Annotated in this window: 14 protein-coding genes; 8 read left to right on the top strand and 6 right to left on the bottom strand. The window is 65.2% G+C overall.

Annotated elements, in window-relative coordinates:
- The first annotated feature begins 119 nt into the window (after positions 1–119).
- Positions 120–1043, top strand: a complete 924-nt coding sequence (locus tag H6851_20120; GenBank protein MCB9945915.1) for a LysR family transcriptional regulator — start codon at positions 120–122, stop codon at positions 1041–1043.
- 11 nt (positions 1044–1054) lie between these two features.
- On the opposite strand, the gene H6851_20115 is transcribed toward H6851_20120, so the two are convergent.
- Positions 1055–1888, bottom strand: coding sequence for a DMT family transporter (locus H6851_20115; GenBank protein ID MCB9945914.1), 834 nt, complete (start codon positions 1886–1888; stop codon positions 1055–1057).
- A 323-nt stretch (positions 1889–2211) separates the two neighbouring features.
- Here H6851_20115 and H6851_20110 point away from each other — a divergent pair, with 323 nt between their 5' ends.
- The 4 genes from H6851_20110 to H6851_20095 are packed head-to-tail and all read left to right on the top strand — an operon-like array spanning position 2212 to position 6326.
- Complete coding sequence (locus tag H6851_20110; GenBank protein ID MCB9945913.1) at positions 2212–3348, top strand: exo-alpha-sialidase; 1137 nt, start codon at positions 2212–2214, stop codon at positions 3346–3348.
- Positions 3330–4289 (top strand): 4-hydroxythreonine-4-phosphate dehydrogenase PdxA, encoded by a 960-nt coding sequence (pdxA, locus tag H6851_20105; GenBank protein ID MCB9945912.1) that lies wholly within the window; start codon positions 3330–3332, stop codon positions 4287–4289. Before H6851_20110 ends, pdxA begins: the two co-directional genes overlap by 19 nt.
- Positions 4286–5191, top strand: coding sequence for a dihydrodipicolinate synthase family protein (locus tag H6851_20100; protein MCB9945911.1), 906 nt, complete (start codon positions 4286–4288; stop codon positions 5189–5191). Before pdxA ends, H6851_20100 begins: the two co-directional genes overlap by 4 nt.
- Before the next feature lie 13 nt (positions 5192–5204).
- Positions 5205–6326, top strand: coding sequence for an iron-containing alcohol dehydrogenase (locus tag H6851_20095; GenBank protein MCB9945910.1), 1122 nt, complete (start codon positions 5205–5207; stop codon positions 6324–6326).
- A 111-nt stretch (positions 6327–6437) separates the two neighbouring features.
- On the opposite strand, the gene H6851_20090 is transcribed toward H6851_20095, so the two are convergent.
- Together H6851_20090 and H6851_20085 are read right to left on the bottom strand one after the other, a co-directional pair.
- Positions 6438–7151 carry a FadR family transcriptional regulator gene (locus H6851_20090; GenBank protein MCB9945909.1) on the bottom strand — a complete coding sequence of 238 codons (714 nt, stop codon included), beginning with the start codon at positions 7149–7151 and terminating at the stop codon, positions 6438–6440.
- A gap of 3 nt (positions 7152–7154) precedes the next feature.
- Positions 7155–8183 (bottom strand): four-carbon acid sugar kinase family protein, encoded by a 1029-nt coding sequence (locus H6851_20085; protein MCB9945908.1) that lies wholly within the window; start codon positions 8181–8183, stop codon positions 7155–7157.
- A gap of 242 nt (positions 8184–8425) precedes the next feature.
- Here H6851_20085 and H6851_20080 point away from each other — a divergent pair, with 242 nt between their 5' ends.
- From H6851_20080 to H6851_20070, 3 genes are all read left to right on the top strand, one after another.
- Entirely contained in the window at positions 8426–9202 is a 777-nt protein-coding gene (locus H6851_20080; protein ID MCB9945907.1) for a hypothetical protein, read from the top strand.
- 128 nt (positions 9203–9330) lie between these two features.
- Entirely contained in the window at positions 9331–9999 is a 669-nt protein-coding gene (locus tag H6851_20075) for a putative N-acetylmannosamine-6-phosphate 2-epimerase (GenBank protein MCB9945906.1), read from the top strand.
- The gene (locus H6851_20070) at positions 9996–10868 is read left to right on the top strand and encodes an ROK family protein (protein ID MCB9945905.1); all 873 of its coding nucleotides are present in this window, start codon (positions 9996–9998) and stop codon (positions 10866–10868) included. The genes H6851_20075 and H6851_20070 overlap by 4 nt, the downstream gene beginning before the upstream one ends.
- A gap of 36 nt (positions 10869–10904) precedes the next feature.
- Here the strand turns inward: H6851_20070 and H6851_20065 are convergent, their stop codons facing one another.
- The 3 genes from H6851_20065 to H6851_20055 form a co-directional block, all read right to left on the bottom strand.
- A complete protein-coding gene (locus H6851_20065; GenBank protein MCB9945904.1) occupies positions 10905–12179 on the bottom strand; it encodes a TRAP transporter large permease in 1275 nt (424 codons plus the stop codon).
- Positions 12176–12661: a TRAP transporter small permease subunit gene (locus H6851_20060; protein MCB9945903.1), complete on the bottom strand. Its 486-nt coding sequence runs from the start codon at positions 12659–12661 to the stop codon at positions 12176–12178. Before H6851_20060 ends, H6851_20065 begins: the two co-directional genes overlap by 4 nt.
- Before the next feature lie 78 nt (positions 12662–12739).
- Positions 12740–13696 (bottom strand): sialic acid TRAP transporter substrate-binding protein SiaP, encoded by a 957-nt coding sequence (locus tag H6851_20055; protein MCB9945902.1) that lies wholly within the window; start codon positions 13694–13696, stop codon positions 12740–12742.
- Between the last annotated feature and the right edge of the window lie 30 nt (positions 13697–13726).

The raw sequence follows: 13726 nt of genomic DNA, 5'->3' as shown, positions 1-13726 counted from the left end.
TCGTGGAATTGGGGAACAGGGTACCTTCTGACACCCGGTTGTATATTCCAATCTTGGATTGAAATGATCCAAATATTGGATCATGGTGCTGCATGTGAAATCCTGTGAGCATGTCTCCAATGGCCCAGGGCACATTCGAGCTTTTCCAGCTTCGCTGTTTCATCGCGGTTGCCGAGGAACTGAACTTCCGCCGCGCGGCCTCCCGCCTGAACATGACCCAGCCGCCCCTGTCGCGGCAGATCAGGCTGCTTGAGGCCCGTATCGGGCTGACCCTGCTGGAACGCAACAACAGGTCCGTCAGGCTCACTCCGGCAGGCGTCAGCTTCCTGCACAGCGCCACGGACCTTCTCCAGCGTGCCGAGTATGCCGTTCTCACCGCACGGCAGGCCGAGCGCGGCGAGGTCGGGACAGTTGCCATGGGCTTTGTTCCCTCCGCGGCGCTGGAGTTCGTTCCGCGGATCGTGGCGGCGCTGAAGGAGCGGATGCCGCGAATGCGGTTCGACCCGATCGAGATGATGAGCTACGAGATCGTCGAGGCCCTGCATTCGGGCCGGCTCGATCTGGGACTGACCCGCACTTCCGGGAGCGAACGGGGAATCGAGAGTATCCAGGTCGTGCGCGAGCCGTTCGTGCTGGCGATACCCGGCGGGCATCGGCTGCACAATGCCGGCACCATCGACGTTTCCGAACTGGACGGGGAGGATTTCGTCGGCTTTTCCGCCGAACGCGGCGGCTTTCTTCGCGAAACCCATCGCGCCCTGTTTTCCTCTGTTGGCATCGCACCGAACATCGTGCAGGAGGTCAGCCAGACCCAGACCATCGTGGCACTGGTCAATGTCGGGCTCGGCATCGCGCTTGTCCCCCGGTCGGCGATGTCGATGGGCATGGACAATGTAGCATTCCTGCCCGTCGATATCCCGTCCGAATTCAGCTCGACGCTCTATCTCAACATCGCGCCCAACCGGAGCACGCCCTTGCATGTCCAGGTCCGCGAAACGATCCTGGCGGCGCTCGGCACCACGGACGGACATCGCGATATGTGAGATGCCGGATCTCATGCCCGGACGGCCGTCTTGCGGCGCGCGCTGCGCGCCATGAGTGGAGTGGCAGCGAAAATCAGCGCAGCGCCGATCCAGGTGGAAACCGGGACGGTCTGGGCAAAGATCAGATAGCCCAGCAACGCGACGAAGGGCAGGCGCAGAAAGTCGACGGGTGCTATCAAAGAGGCTTCGGCGAGTGAAAACGCCTTGGTTGCCAGCATCATGTTGAAGGCGCCCATAATCCCCTGGAAGGCAAGCAGCGCCCATTGTCCGGGCGCCAGGGGCGACCACACGAACAATGCGGGGATCAGGGCGATCGGCACGGTCAGGATCAGATTCCACGCAACCAGCGTCTCGGTCGAATCATGCGCCGCCATGCCCTTCAGGATCAGCTGGATGACCGCCGTGAGCAGTGCTCCTGCCAGCGCGAACAGCAGCCCCGCGGGGATGCCGGCAGCCTGTCCCGGCCTCAGGACGATGAGCACGCCCGCAAATCCGATCATCACGGCGACGATGCGCATGAACCGTGGACTTTCCGACAGGAACAGCCAGGCGCCAAGGATCACGAAGATGGGCGACGTGAAGGCGATTGCCGTCACATCCGCCAGGGGTGCCGACGCGAAGGCGAAGAAAAACAATATCAGCGCGGCCAGTTTCAGCACGGCGCGCAGGAAATGGCGGAAGCGGAAGTTGGTTGAGAGGATGTCCCTGCGTCGCACGATCCAGGGCAAGACGGCGAGCAGCCCGAAGCATGCACGCGTGAACCCCATCGTGAACGGATGGACCTCGGGGGAAAGGTAGCGCACGATCACGGAATCTATGGCCATCATGCCAGAGACGATCGCCATCAGGCCAACGCCCAGGTAGGCGGCGCGATCCTCGCTCTTTGTCCATGCATTCAGCGACATGAATGTCCCGACTCCCCGGACACCGGCTTTTCCTCGGTGCCGCATCAAGGTGTTTTAAGTGCCGAAATTTGTCAAATGATATTTCACGTTGAAATGAAGCCATATATATCATAATAAAAATAATGATAAAAAACAGTTAGTTATGATAGTTTTCTAAAAATGACAGGCGTGGATTTTTCTTTTATCAACTTGACAACTTGTCTTCGGGGTGAGATGTGGCAGTCTGTCTGTATCCGAGCGGGTGAGTTCGATTCGTGCATGTGATGACGCCTGATGAAATCTCGACCGGAATGGATGGCTTGCTGCGGGGGAACGGGCGCGGCCGGCTTGAGGCATTGCTGCCGTCGCCCTGCATCCAGAACCATGCCGCCTTCCTCAATGTCGGCGCCGACGGCCTGCAATGCCTGTGGTTTGGCGGTTCGCTGGAGGGCAAGTCGGATATTTCGATATGGCGATCGACCCTGGCGGGAGAAGGGTGGGCACCCGCCGAACGGCTGACCGATGATCGCGAGCGGTCCGAGCAGAACCCGGTGCAGTTCCAGGTGCCTGGCGGACCGCCATTGCTGTTCCACACGGCGCAGCCCGGTGGCAACCAGGATGCCTGTGTCGTGCGGATGCGGCAGGTGGGCCGGTCTCCTCGCGATCTGGACCTGCCGGCCGGCACCTTCATTCGCGGCCCGCTGGCCGTGCGCGACGATGGCGCGTGGCTGCTGCCTCTCTTTCGATGCGTGTCGCGCCCCGGTGAGCGCTGGACGGGAAGCCATGACACGGCAGCGCTCGCGATCAGCGAGGATGCGGGTGCAAGCTGGCGCGAGGTCGACGTGCCTCGATCGATCGGCTCGGTCCACATGACGCTCGTGTCGCTGGGTGGCGAACGCTACGCCGCATTCTACAGGCGCAGGCAGGCGGATTTCGTGCACCGGTCGGAAAGCCGCGATGGTGGTGAAAGCTGGACCGCTCCCCAGCCTACCGATGTACCCAACAACAATTCCTCGATCTCGGCGATCCGGCTGCATGACGGACGCATCGCCATCGCCTGCAATCCGGTGAATGCGGCAATGCATCCCGAGGCCCGTCGCGCCTCGTTGTATGACGAGCTTGGCGAAGGTGACGAGCGCCCCAACGCATCGGGGGGCTGCAACCCGGTCTGGGGCGTGCCGCGGGCGCCGATGACGCTCTGCCTGTCGGACGACGAGGGACGCAGTTTCGGTACACGGGTCCTTGTCGAGGATGGGCCGGGTACCTGTCTGAGCAACAATTCCGTGGATGGCAGGAATCTTGAGATGTCCTATCCCTCGCTGGTCCAGCAGGACGACGGGACGCTGGATCTGGCCTATACCTATCACCGCCGTGCCATCAGGCACGTGCGATTGTCACCCGAATGGCTGGAAGCGAGATGATTGGCATAACCATGGGTGATCCGGCGGGCGTTGGCCCCGAGATCATCCTCAAGGCCCTGGCGGACATGGATGCGGACGAACGCGCGGCGACCCGTGTTTTCGGTTGCTGGGCGACGCTGGAAGCGGCACGGACCGCCATCGGATCGGATCTGGACCTGGACGGCATCGGCATCGCCGACATTCCCGTGGAGGGTGCACCACTGCCGTTCGGCAAGGCGGATCCGCGTGCCGGCGATGCGGCTTTCAGGTTCGTCGAGGCGGCGGTACGCTCCGCCGAGGCAGGTGACATCGGCTGCATCGTGACCGCTCCTTTGAACAAGGCGGCGCTCAACGCTGCCGGCCATCATTATGACGGTCACACGGGTATGCTCGCCTCGCTCACGGGCACGCCGAAAGCCTGGATGATCCTTGCCTCCGACCGGCTCAAGGTGATCCACAACTCGACCCATGTCAGCCTGCGCGATGCGATTGAACGGGCCACGACGGAATCGGTTCTGGCCACGATCCGCGTCGGCAGCGACCATCTCAGGCGGCTGGGATACGATGCACCGCGTGTCGCGGTCGCCGGGATCAACCCGCATTGCGGCGAGGGTGGGCTGTTCGGCACGGAGGACGAGACCCGCATTGCACCGGCCGTCCTGGCGGCGCGGGCGGATGGTATCGACGTGCAGGGGCCCGTGCCCGCCGACACCCTCTTTCACCGTGCCCATTCCGGTGAATTCGATCTGGTGGTCGCACAGTATCACGACCAGGGGCATATCCCGGTCAAGTTGGTCGCCTTCGACACGGCCGTGAATGTCTCGCTCGGCCTTCCGATCGACCGTACCTCGGTCGATCACGGCACGGCCTTCGATATCGCCGGCAAGGGCATAGCCAGCCATCTCAACCTGCACAAGGCCATCGCCTATGCGCGTCGCCTCGCCGCGGGCCGCGGACGATGAACCACGCGATCCAGGGTGTCCATTGTGCCGCCGCGACGCCGATAACCGCTGACCGCCGGCCGGACCTGCCGGTTTTCGCCGATCATTGCCGAGCGCTTCTCGACGAGGGCTGCCATGGCATAGCGCTTCTCGGCACCACGGGCGAAGCCAACAGTTTCAGCATGGCGGACCGCAAGTCGCTCGTCGAGGCCGCCATCGAAAGCGGCATCCCCGCCGATACGCTTCTTCCCGGCACCTCGACCCCGGTGATCGCCGATACCGTCGAACTGAGCCGCCACGCGGTCGATGCCGGCGCCAGGGGGGTCGTGCTGCTGCCGCCCTATTACTACAAGGGCGTCAGCGACGAGGGATTGTTCCGTTTCTACGCGGACGTGATCGAGGGTGTCGGCGACAATCGCCTGCGCGTGGTCCTCTATCACATTCCGCAAGTGACGCAGGTGCCGATCACCCATGCCCTCATCGACCGGCTGCTGAACGCGTTTCCCGGCATCGTCTGCGGCATCAAGGACAGCTCGGGCGAGCTTGAGAACATGAAGGCGATGTGCGAACGCTTTCCCCGGCTCGGGGTCCTGTCCGGAGCCGATCCGCTGATGCTGCCGCTGCTGCGGATGGGCGGCGCCGGCTGCATCACCTCGACCTCCAACCTGCGGGCGGATGCGTTGCGTGCGGTCTGGAACGGTTGGCGGAACCCGGACAGGGCCGCCGAAGTGGAGACGGCACAGGATCGCATCAATTCCTGGCGCACCCTTTCCAACACCTATGTCCAGCTGCCCACGATCAAGGCGATGCTGGCCCATGCCAAGGGGCACCCGGGCTGGCTGAGACCGATGCCGCCGCTCGTCGAACTGGACGAGACCGAGTGCCGCGACGTCTGGGACCGGATGGACAGGCTCGATGCCTGAAGGGAAAACGAACATGAATATCTCGCGCGCCATCGTCCTGCACCTGCCCCGGCGGATCGAGATCGGCACCGGTGCCGCTGCACGGGTCGGCGAGTGGGCCGATGACGATGCCCGGGTGCTGGTCATAGCCCAGCCCGTGACCCGGCCGATGGTCGACAGGCTTGGCCTCAAGGGGAAGGTGACGGTGTTCGACGGTGTCGCGCCGGAACCGAAGGACACCGATCTTGCCGCCGCCATCGACGTGGCGAGATCATGCCGCCCCGACCTGGTCGTCGGGCTCGGCGGCGGTTCGGTGATGGATGTCGCCAAGCTGGTCGCGGTGCTCTGGGACGGCGACCAGACGCTTGCGGATGTCGTCGGACCGAACCGCGTGGCGCGGAAATGCTCGCTCCTGGCGCAGGTCGCCACGACCGCGGGGACCGGTTCCGAGGGCGGCATCCGCGCGCTCGTGACCTCCAGCGACACCCATTCGAAGCTGGCGGTCGAAAGCCCGCTCATGCTGGCCGACCTCGCCGTGCTCGACCCCGAACTGACGATGAGCGTCCCGCAGGCTGTCACGGCCGCCACCGGAGTGGATGCGCTGGCCCATTGCGTCGAGGCGTTCACCAACATCAACGCGCATCCGCTGATCGACGGTTATGCGCGCATGGGCATCCGGCTCGCCGGGGATTATCTCGAACGTGCCTGCGGGGATGGCGGGGACGCCGATGCGCGTGCCGGCATGGCGCTGTCCTCCTTCTACGGCGGCCTGTGCCTCGGTCCGGTCAACACCGCCGCCGGCCATGCGCTTGCCTATCCGCTCGGCACCCATGCCGGGCTGCCGCACGGGCTCAGCGTGGCGCTCCTGTTCCCGCATGTCCTCGCCTTCAACGCGCAGGCGCGTCCCGAAAAGACCGCCGAGATCATGTCGGCACTCGGTCTGGCGGATGCGGAGGATGCCGACGGCATCCTGGAACTGACCCGGAGTTACTGCTCGCGGCTCGGCATCGACATGTCCCTCGCGGCTCACGGCGTCAGGGAGGGCGACCTGCGCTCCTGGGCCGGGGAAGCGCATGCCATCCGCAGGCTGATGGACAACAACCCGCGCGACATGAGCAGCGGCGATATCGAAGCCATCTACCGCGCGGCGCTCTAGCGTTTCCCGTTCAGGCGGAATAGTCTGAATGATCAGGAAATGCGTCGAAACAAACAGATAGAGCCAGTTTTCCGATTTCACCTGATCGGGAAACGCTCCGACCTTTCCCGGTCAGATCCTGCGCCCCTCGAACAGCCGGTCGCGCGATCCGGCCAGGTGTTTGCGCATGAGGTCGCGTGCGAGGCCGGCATCGCGCTCCCGGATCGCCTCGAAGATCGCCCTGTGCTCCCGATACACCTCGATCAACCCGCCCGGCGCCATCTTCAGCGACTGGCCGTGGAAGCGCATGCCCACCGCGATGTGATCCTTCAGCGCTTCCATCGCGGTGGCGAAATAGGGGTTGTTGCCGGCATGGGCGATCGCATTGTGAAAGGCGAAATCGGCATCCTCGCGGTGCCGCTGCCGGTCGGTTGCATCCCGCATCAGGTCGAGCGCGCCGCCGATCGCCGCCAGTCCGTCGGCACTGTGCCGCTCGGCGGCGGCAGCCGCGGCCTGCGGTTCCAGCGTGATGCGGAATTCGTAACAGCTGGACAGGTCGGCAATGCTCTCGACCTGCCCGAAGCCCAGCGGTTTGCGCAGGCCCGCATTGCGCACGAAACTGCCTGCCCCGCGCCTCGAATAGATCAGGCCCTGGTCGCGGAGACGCTGCAACGCATCGCGGACCACCGGTCGCGACACCTGGAATTCGAGTGCCAGATCCTGCTCGGTCGGCAGGCGCTCGTCCACCTCATAGACCCCCGACTTGATCGAACTCGCGAGACTGTCGAACACGATATCGCCGAGATTCCGGCGCCTGCCGGGCTTGCCGTGAGCTTGCAGCACCATGAACTAAGCCTTCCGCATGGCCAGTCGCCCGGCGAGCCGGACAAGGGTGTCGGCGCCACCGAAACCGCCGGACTTGGTCATCACGATCCGGTCGCCGCCTCGGCAGCACGGAATGCCCGGCAAAATCTCGCCCTCGACCGTCAGGACGTCGATCCCCAACGCATCGAGCAACGCCTCGGCCGTGGCCCCGCCGGTCAGCAGCATGGACCGCATCGGTGCCAGCCATGCCCTTGCACCATCGGCGAAATCGCGCGCGACCGCGGCGGGTGCCCGTTTTGGACCCGCGACGGCCTGGAGGAGCGTCAGCGGCGGCAGGGGTGCTGCCGGCGGCGGACCGACCCGCCCCGACGGTGCCTCGACCGGCACCAGGTCGCCGTGCGCCGATTTCAGGGCGGCGACCTGACGCAGGGTGATCGGATCGGTGGACCCGACGACGATACCCATGGGCGATGGCAGGGGCGTCGCGGACAGCAGTGCCGGCTCCAGTCCCATGACCCTTGCGGCCGCCTGGGCCAGACCGCGCGCGCCGACCAGGACGGCAGGATCGACCGCCTGTCGCACCGCGTCCTCAAGGTCCGCGTCCGACCGCGCGTCGGGGATGATGGCGCGCCCGGCCGCGCCTCCCAGCCGGGGGGCGATCGCAATCGGTTCGGCCACGCCGAAGCCCTGCAGATGCCCGTCCACAACGCTTCGGCCGAGATCGGGAATGGCCGGCGAAACCAGGAACGGCACCGGTCCGAACGGTTCGAGTTCGGCCCCGATATGGCCCTTGAGCCGGGAGTCGATCTTCTTGAACATACGCACGCCGGACGGAAGCGCTTCGAGGATGGCCGCGACCCGCAGGCGGGCCTCGTCCCCGGGAATCTCGCGGGACCGGGTCGACACCGAAACCACGCCCGCGCCAGCCTTCAGGGCAGCAGCCAGCGCCCCTGCATGGGTCGCAACGACAACCCCGCCCGGCACGCCACAGAATGGCGCCGCCGCATCCAGCGCGCCCGTCAGATCATCCGCGATGATGGCCAGTTCCGGCATCGGCACCTTTGGGGAGAAACTTGTTCGATAATCGGACGGAAATCCTTTAAAGTCAATGGATTCAATCCATTGAAAAAGTTACATATCCGCAAGTTCCGTTGGCTCCATGACCTGGCGCCGGCGGTGCTGGAGAGGATCCGTCCGGTCGTGCAGGCATGTGAGACGGCGACATGCGGAATGTTGCAAAATATAAGAAAATATTCCTTGACTCTCACACTGCCCTTGCATCATAACCTCCCCCCATGTCCCACACCTCTCCCACACCCCCCATATTGCCGCGCAAACTCGCCGGCCGGGTCTTTCGCTGGGGCGCGCCTCGTTTCCTGAAGGTGTGCTGGCTGGTGGCGACCGGGCGGCGCGGGGTGCTGGCGGGGCCGGCGGTCCGGCTTGATGTGGCGGAGGTCGACGGGTTGGAACATCTGCCGCATGTGGCAGGTGTCCTGTCGGCGATGCGGGCGGGACTATCCCCACATGGTGGTCATGGCCTCCGGGCGATCCTCCACCGTCTGCTGCTGTTCCACTCCCGCGACTGGTTCCGCCGGTTGCAGGACAACTCCCTGGCGCAATCCGTCGCATCGGCGGATGGTGCCGAAAGGGCATGGCTGGATCGTGCCGGACGCAGGGGAATGGGGAATGTCATCACCTCGCTGCTGAAGTCGGTGGCCAGAGGGATCGATGTGCCGGATGTCTGCCCGGTGCCATGGTCGCTCACGGAGGACACTCCCGGGGCGGCGAAACCCGCAAGGGCGAGGAAATCCCGTGGCGAGGAGGAAAGGCTCCGCGCAAGGGGACGGTCCCGCCTGTTGAAAAGTCTCCACGAGCATATCCTCGACGCGATGATGACGACCCCGCAGGCGGGAGCGTTCGCCATCTTCGCGCCGGACGAGTTGCGCCTCATCCGCGCGCTGCCGCCCGGCGATTTCCCCGACCTGCCGCCGCCGCCCGTGCCAGCGAGGCGGCCGCTGCCGGTGTGCAAACCCCACCCCGTGTTCGGCAAATCGCTCTCCGGCATCCCCTGACGCCTTCGCGCGGGGTTATTCTACAGTGAAAATAGTGGGGTTGGAGGCTTCTTCCCTGCCTCCCCGAAGCCCCTTGCGGTTCGCGCGGGGGGCGAAGACAATGCGGGCGGGATTTTCACGGAGGGGACATGTCGGGGGTGATCGAACGGTTGGCAGGCGGGCTGGTGGTATCGTGTCAGCCGGTTCCGGGCGGGCCGCTGGATCGTCCCGAGGTCACGGCGGCATTCGCGCTTGCGGCACTCGACGGTGGTGCGCATGGGTTGAGGATCGAGGGGCTGGCCAACCTGCGGGCGGTGCGCCGGGTGACGGATGCACCGGTCATCGGACTGGTCAAGGCCGATCTCGACGACAGTCCGGTGCGGATCACGCCGCTGTCCGATCATGTCCGCGGGCTGGTCGGTGAGGGGGCGGACATCGTCGCGTTCGACGCGACGGACCGGATTCGCCCGGAGCCGGTCGAGGCGCTGGTGGCGCTCGTCCATGGGCTTGGCGCGCAGGCGATGGCGGATTGCGCGGTTCTGGCGGATGGCGAGCGGGCGGCTGCGCTCGGATGCCGGATACTGGGGTCGACGCTGTCGGGTTACACGGGCGGGGAGGTTCCGGACCATCCCGACCTGGAACTGGTGCGCGCACTGGCGGGGCTCGGCCGTTTCACACTGGCCGAGGGGCGTTATCACCGGCCGGTCGACGCGGCGGCGGCGATCAGGGCCGGTGCCGGTGCTGTGGTCGTCGGATCGGCGATCACCCGGCCTGAGCATGTCACCTCATGGTTCGCGCGGGCGATTGCCGGAGCATGAGCCCGATCCTGGCGCTGGACATCGGTGGGACGAAAATCCTGGCAAGTCTCGTCGATGGGGCAACGGTCGTCGAGCGCAGGGTCATGGCGACCCGGCGGGAGACCGGCCCGGAGGAGTGGATCGGACAGATCGTCCGGGCGGTCGAAGGCTGGGAGGGCCGTTATGACGGGATCGGCTGTGCGGTGACGGGTGTGGTGGCCGGGGGCTGCTGGTCGCCGCTCAACACCGGTACGCTGGCGATACCGCCGCACTATCCACTGGCCGACCGGCTCGGTGCGGCATTCGGCTGCCGGCCCGTTCTCGCCAACGATGCGCAGGCGGCTGCGTGGGGGGAATATCTGCATGGCGCGGGGCAGGGGCGCGACATGGTATTCCTCACCGTTTCCACCGGCATTGGCGGCGGGGTCGTGACCCATGGCCGGCTGCTTGTCGGCCGTGGCGGTGTGGCCGGGAGCTTCGGGCAGGCGATCGATGGCGTCGGCGCACGCCTGGAGGACAGGGCTTCGGGGCTTGGCATCGAGGCGGCGGCGAGGCGGGCGGGGCACGATCTGCGCGCACCCGCGATCTTCGCGGCCTGTGCGGCGGGCGAAAGCTGGGCGGAGGCGGTCGTGCGGGCTTCGGCAGTCGATGTGGCGCTGCTCTGCTGCAACCTGCAATTGGCCTTCGATCCGCAGGTCATCGTCATCGGCGGCGGTGTCGGCATGGCCGGGGGTTATCTGGAGCGCCTGCGCCGGCAGTGCGATGCCCGCCCGGACCGGCTGCGGCCGTCGCTTGTCGCGGCGGCCCTGGGCGCGGATGCGGGAGTTATCGGGATCGCGGCCCTCGCGCGGGCGGAATGCACGGCAGCTCCCGGGGAGAAGGGGCGATGAAGGCGGCTTTCCGGGATGCCCGGCCCGTCCGTCCGGCTATTGCAGCAGGCTGGGCAGGCCGGTCGCGAGAATCGGGAAGGTGCAGACGAGCACCAGCACGACGACGGGCGGGATCAGCCAGGGCAGGATGCCGCGGGCAAGTTTCTGGAAGGGGATATTCCCCACCTGGGCAACGACGAACAGGGCCATGCCCATGGGTGGCGTGAGGATCGAGATCATCAGGTTGAGCACCACGATGATGCCGAAATGGATCGGGTCGATGCCGAAACCGAGCGCCACGGGCACCAGGATCGGCACGACGATCAGCAGGATGACCAGCGATTCGATGAAGGCGCCGAGCACGAAGATCATCAGGTTGACGGCGATGAGGAAGCTCACGGGGCCATCGGCGATGGCAAGGAACAGCGAGGCGATGTATTGCGGCGCCTGTTCTCGGGCCAGCACGAAACCGAGCAGGCTGACCCCGGCAATGATGGTGGCTATGGCACCCGACGTGGCCGACGTTTCGTAGATGGCATCCCACAGCCGCCGCCAGGTGAGCTCGCGGTAGAAGACCAGGTCGATGAGGATGGCGTAGACCACGGTGATGGCCGCCGCCTCGGTGGGTGAAAAGAAACCGGAGAAGATGCCGCCGATGATGACCAGCGGTGTCAGCAGGGCGGGCAGCGAGCGGATGAACAGTCTGCCGATGTCGCCGGCACTGCTTTTCGGATCGCGCGGGTAGTCGCGCCTGCGGGCGAGGACGTAGACCATCACCATCAGTGACGCGGCGCACATCACCCCCGGTATCACGCCACCCATGAACAGGGCCCCGATCGAGGTGTTGGAGATCACGCCGTAGAGCACCATGGTGATCGACGGTGGCACCAGCGGGCCGATCATCGACGAGGCGGCTGTCACCGAGCCCGAGAACTCGTCGTCATAGCCCGCCTTGCGCATCGCCTCGATCTCCATCTTGCCGAGCCCGCCGGCGTCGGCCATGGCCGAACCGGACATGCCGGAGAAAAACAACGAAGCGAGAACATTGACATGTCCCAGACCTCCCGGAATGTGGCCGACCAGGGCGCGGGCAAAGCCGAACAGGTGATTGGTGATGCCGGCGGAATTGAGGATCGCCGCCGCAAGGATGAACAGCGGCACGGCCAGCAGCGGAAACGAGTTGAGACCGTCGGCCATGCGCTGCACCGCGAACATCAGCCCGAGGCCGCTGTGGTAGAAGTAGCCCATCGAGACGAAGACCATGGCCACGCCGATGGGGACGCCGACAAGGACGAGCAGGAGCCAGCCGAGGGCGACGGTGGCGAGGATCATGAACGGATCCCTTCGGCGGAGGAGGGTCGGCGGCAGCCGCGAATCAGCCGGCGGACGACACGGTGGACGACAAAGACGAAACCTGCGAGGGCCGCGGCATACATGGCCGCATCCGAAAGCGGCAGCGTCACCGATTCGTTATTCCACGTGCGAAGCACGGTCTTCCATGCGATCCACACCAGATGTCCGGAAATGGCGAGATAGACGATGTCGATCATCATCCGCACGGCTCTCCTGACGATCTCCGGGAGGAAGCCCGCCAGGAAGTCCATGCGCAACTGGCTGTCCGTGCGCTCGGCCTCGCCGATGGCGAAGAATGCCATCCATACCCAGATCCAGCGGGCCAGTTCCTCGGTCCACACCGGTCCATTGAACAGCGGCGTGCGCCCGAGGATCTGGACGAGAAGCACGCTCAAAAGCGCGATGAAGGCCAGCGAGGCGAGCACGCCCTCGAAGCCGTATCGGGCGGGTGGCCGGTCCATCGGCTCTCTCCCTGCACACCGGAAACATGGAAGCGGCGAGGCCGGCACATGGCCCCGCCTTGCAGTCGCGATGAATTGTCAGTCGCCGATGACGGCGGCAATCGAGCCCTTGCCGAACTCGGCCTCAAGCTCGTCGTAATAGGGCTGCATGGCCGCACGGAACGGTTCGAGGTCGGGATGGGTGACGGTGAGCCCGCGCTTGGCGAACTCGTCGAGCAGTTTGGCCTCGCCATCGAAATTGAGGGTGTCGTTCACCTCGCCGCCGGCCTTGATGGCTTCCATGAGCCAGCCCTGCTCCTGTTCGCTGAGACTGTTCCACGTATCGAGCGAGATCTGCATGGCGCTGGAAGCGATGAAATGGTTGGTGATGGCCACAGCGCTCTGCACTTCATAGAACTTCATGGCCTCGATGGTCGGCAGCGGATTTTCCTCGGCGTCGACCTGGTTGGTCTGCAGGGCCAGATAGACCTCGGCAAACGCGACCGGAGCGGGCGTCGCGCCGACGGCGGAGGCATAGGCGATCAGGAAGGGCACGTTCGGAGTGCGCATCCGCAGGCCCTTGAGGTCCTCGATCGAGTTGATCGGCCTGTTGGCCGTGGTCTGGCGCGTTCCATAATACCACACATCGAGAATTTTGACGTTCTGCGCCTCGAACTTCTGCTCCATGTCCTGGCCCCACGGCCCGGCAAGGATCGTCTTCAGGTGATCGAAGTCGCGCACGACATAGGGAGCGCCGATCAGCTTGAGTTCGGGAATGATGTAGGACATGTCGGGATAGCCGGTCATCGCCATGTCCAGCTCGCCGGCCTGCATCTGGGCGACCATGGCCTTGAAGTCGCCCAGCTGCGAATTGGGGAACAGCTTGAGGGTGAGATCGCCGCCGGACAGCTCGGCCAGCTTCTCCTGCATGGCCAGGGCACCCTTGTAGGGATTGGACTGCTCGTTGTCCTGCGATCCGAGCGTCAGCTCGCGGGCGGAAGCGGTCGCAGTGAGCAGGACCGCCAGGGCGGTGGCGGCCAGCATTTTCTTCAACATTGCAAGAATTCCTCCATTTGGTTTTTTTCG

The sequence above is a fragment of the Geminicoccaceae bacterium genome (genome assembly GCA_020638465.1).
Classification (GTDB): Bacteria; Pseudomonadota; Alphaproteobacteria; order Geminicoccales; family Geminicoccaceae; genus JAGREO01.
The sequence above is the reverse complement of the archived record's forward strand: the minus strand, read 5'-3'. Positions and strand labels throughout refer to the sequence as shown.

Coding starts and splice junctions, on each gene's coding strand:
- H6851_20120 (MCB9945915.1), top strand. CDS start 120: ATGGCCCAGGGCACATTCGAGCTTTTCCAGCTTCGCTGTTTCATCGCG.
- H6851_20115 (MCB9945914.1), bottom strand. CDS start 1,888: ATGGCGATCGTCTCTGGCATGATGGCCATAGATTCCGTGATCGTGCGC.
- H6851_20110 (MCB9945913.1), top strand. CDS start 2,212: ATGACGCCTGATGAAATCTCGACCGGAATGGATGGCTTGCTGCGGGGG.
- pdxA (MCB9945912.1), top strand. CDS start 3,330: ATGGCTGGAAGCGAGATGATTGGCATAACCATGGGTGATCCGGCGGGC.
- H6851_20100 (MCB9945911.1), top strand. CDS start 4,286: ATGAACCACGCGATCCAGGGTGTCCATTGTGCCGCCGCGACGCCGATA.
- H6851_20095 (MCB9945910.1), top strand. CDS start 5,205: ATGAATATCTCGCGCGCCATCGTCCTGCACCTGCCCCGGCGGATCGAG.
- H6851_20090 (MCB9945909.1), bottom strand. CDS start 7,151: ATGGTGCTGCAAGCTCACGGCAAGCCCGGCAGGCGCCGGAATCTCGGC.
- H6851_20085 (MCB9945908.1), bottom strand. CDS start 8,183: ATGCCGGAACTGGCCATCATCGCGGATGATCTGACGGGCGCGCTGGAT.
- H6851_20080 (MCB9945907.1), top strand. CDS start 8,426: ATGTCCCACACCTCTCCCACACCCCCCATATTGCCGCGCAAACTCGCC.
- H6851_20075 (MCB9945906.1), top strand. CDS start 9,331: ATGTCGGGGGTGATCGAACGGTTGGCAGGCGGGCTGGTGGTATCGTGT.
- H6851_20070 (MCB9945905.1), top strand. CDS start 9,996: ATGAGCCCGATCCTGGCGCTGGACATCGGTGGGACGAAAATCCTGGCA.
- H6851_20065 (MCB9945904.1), bottom strand. CDS start 12,179: ATGATCCTCGCCACCGTCGCCCTCGGCTGGCTCCTGCTCGTCCTTGTC.
- H6851_20060 (MCB9945903.1), bottom strand. CDS start 12,661: ATGGACCGGCCACCCGCCCGATACGGCTTCGAGGGCGTGCTCGCCTCG.
- H6851_20055 (MCB9945902.1), bottom strand. CDS start 13,696: ATGTTGAAGAAAATGCTGGCCGCCACCGCCCTGGCGGTCCTGCTCACT.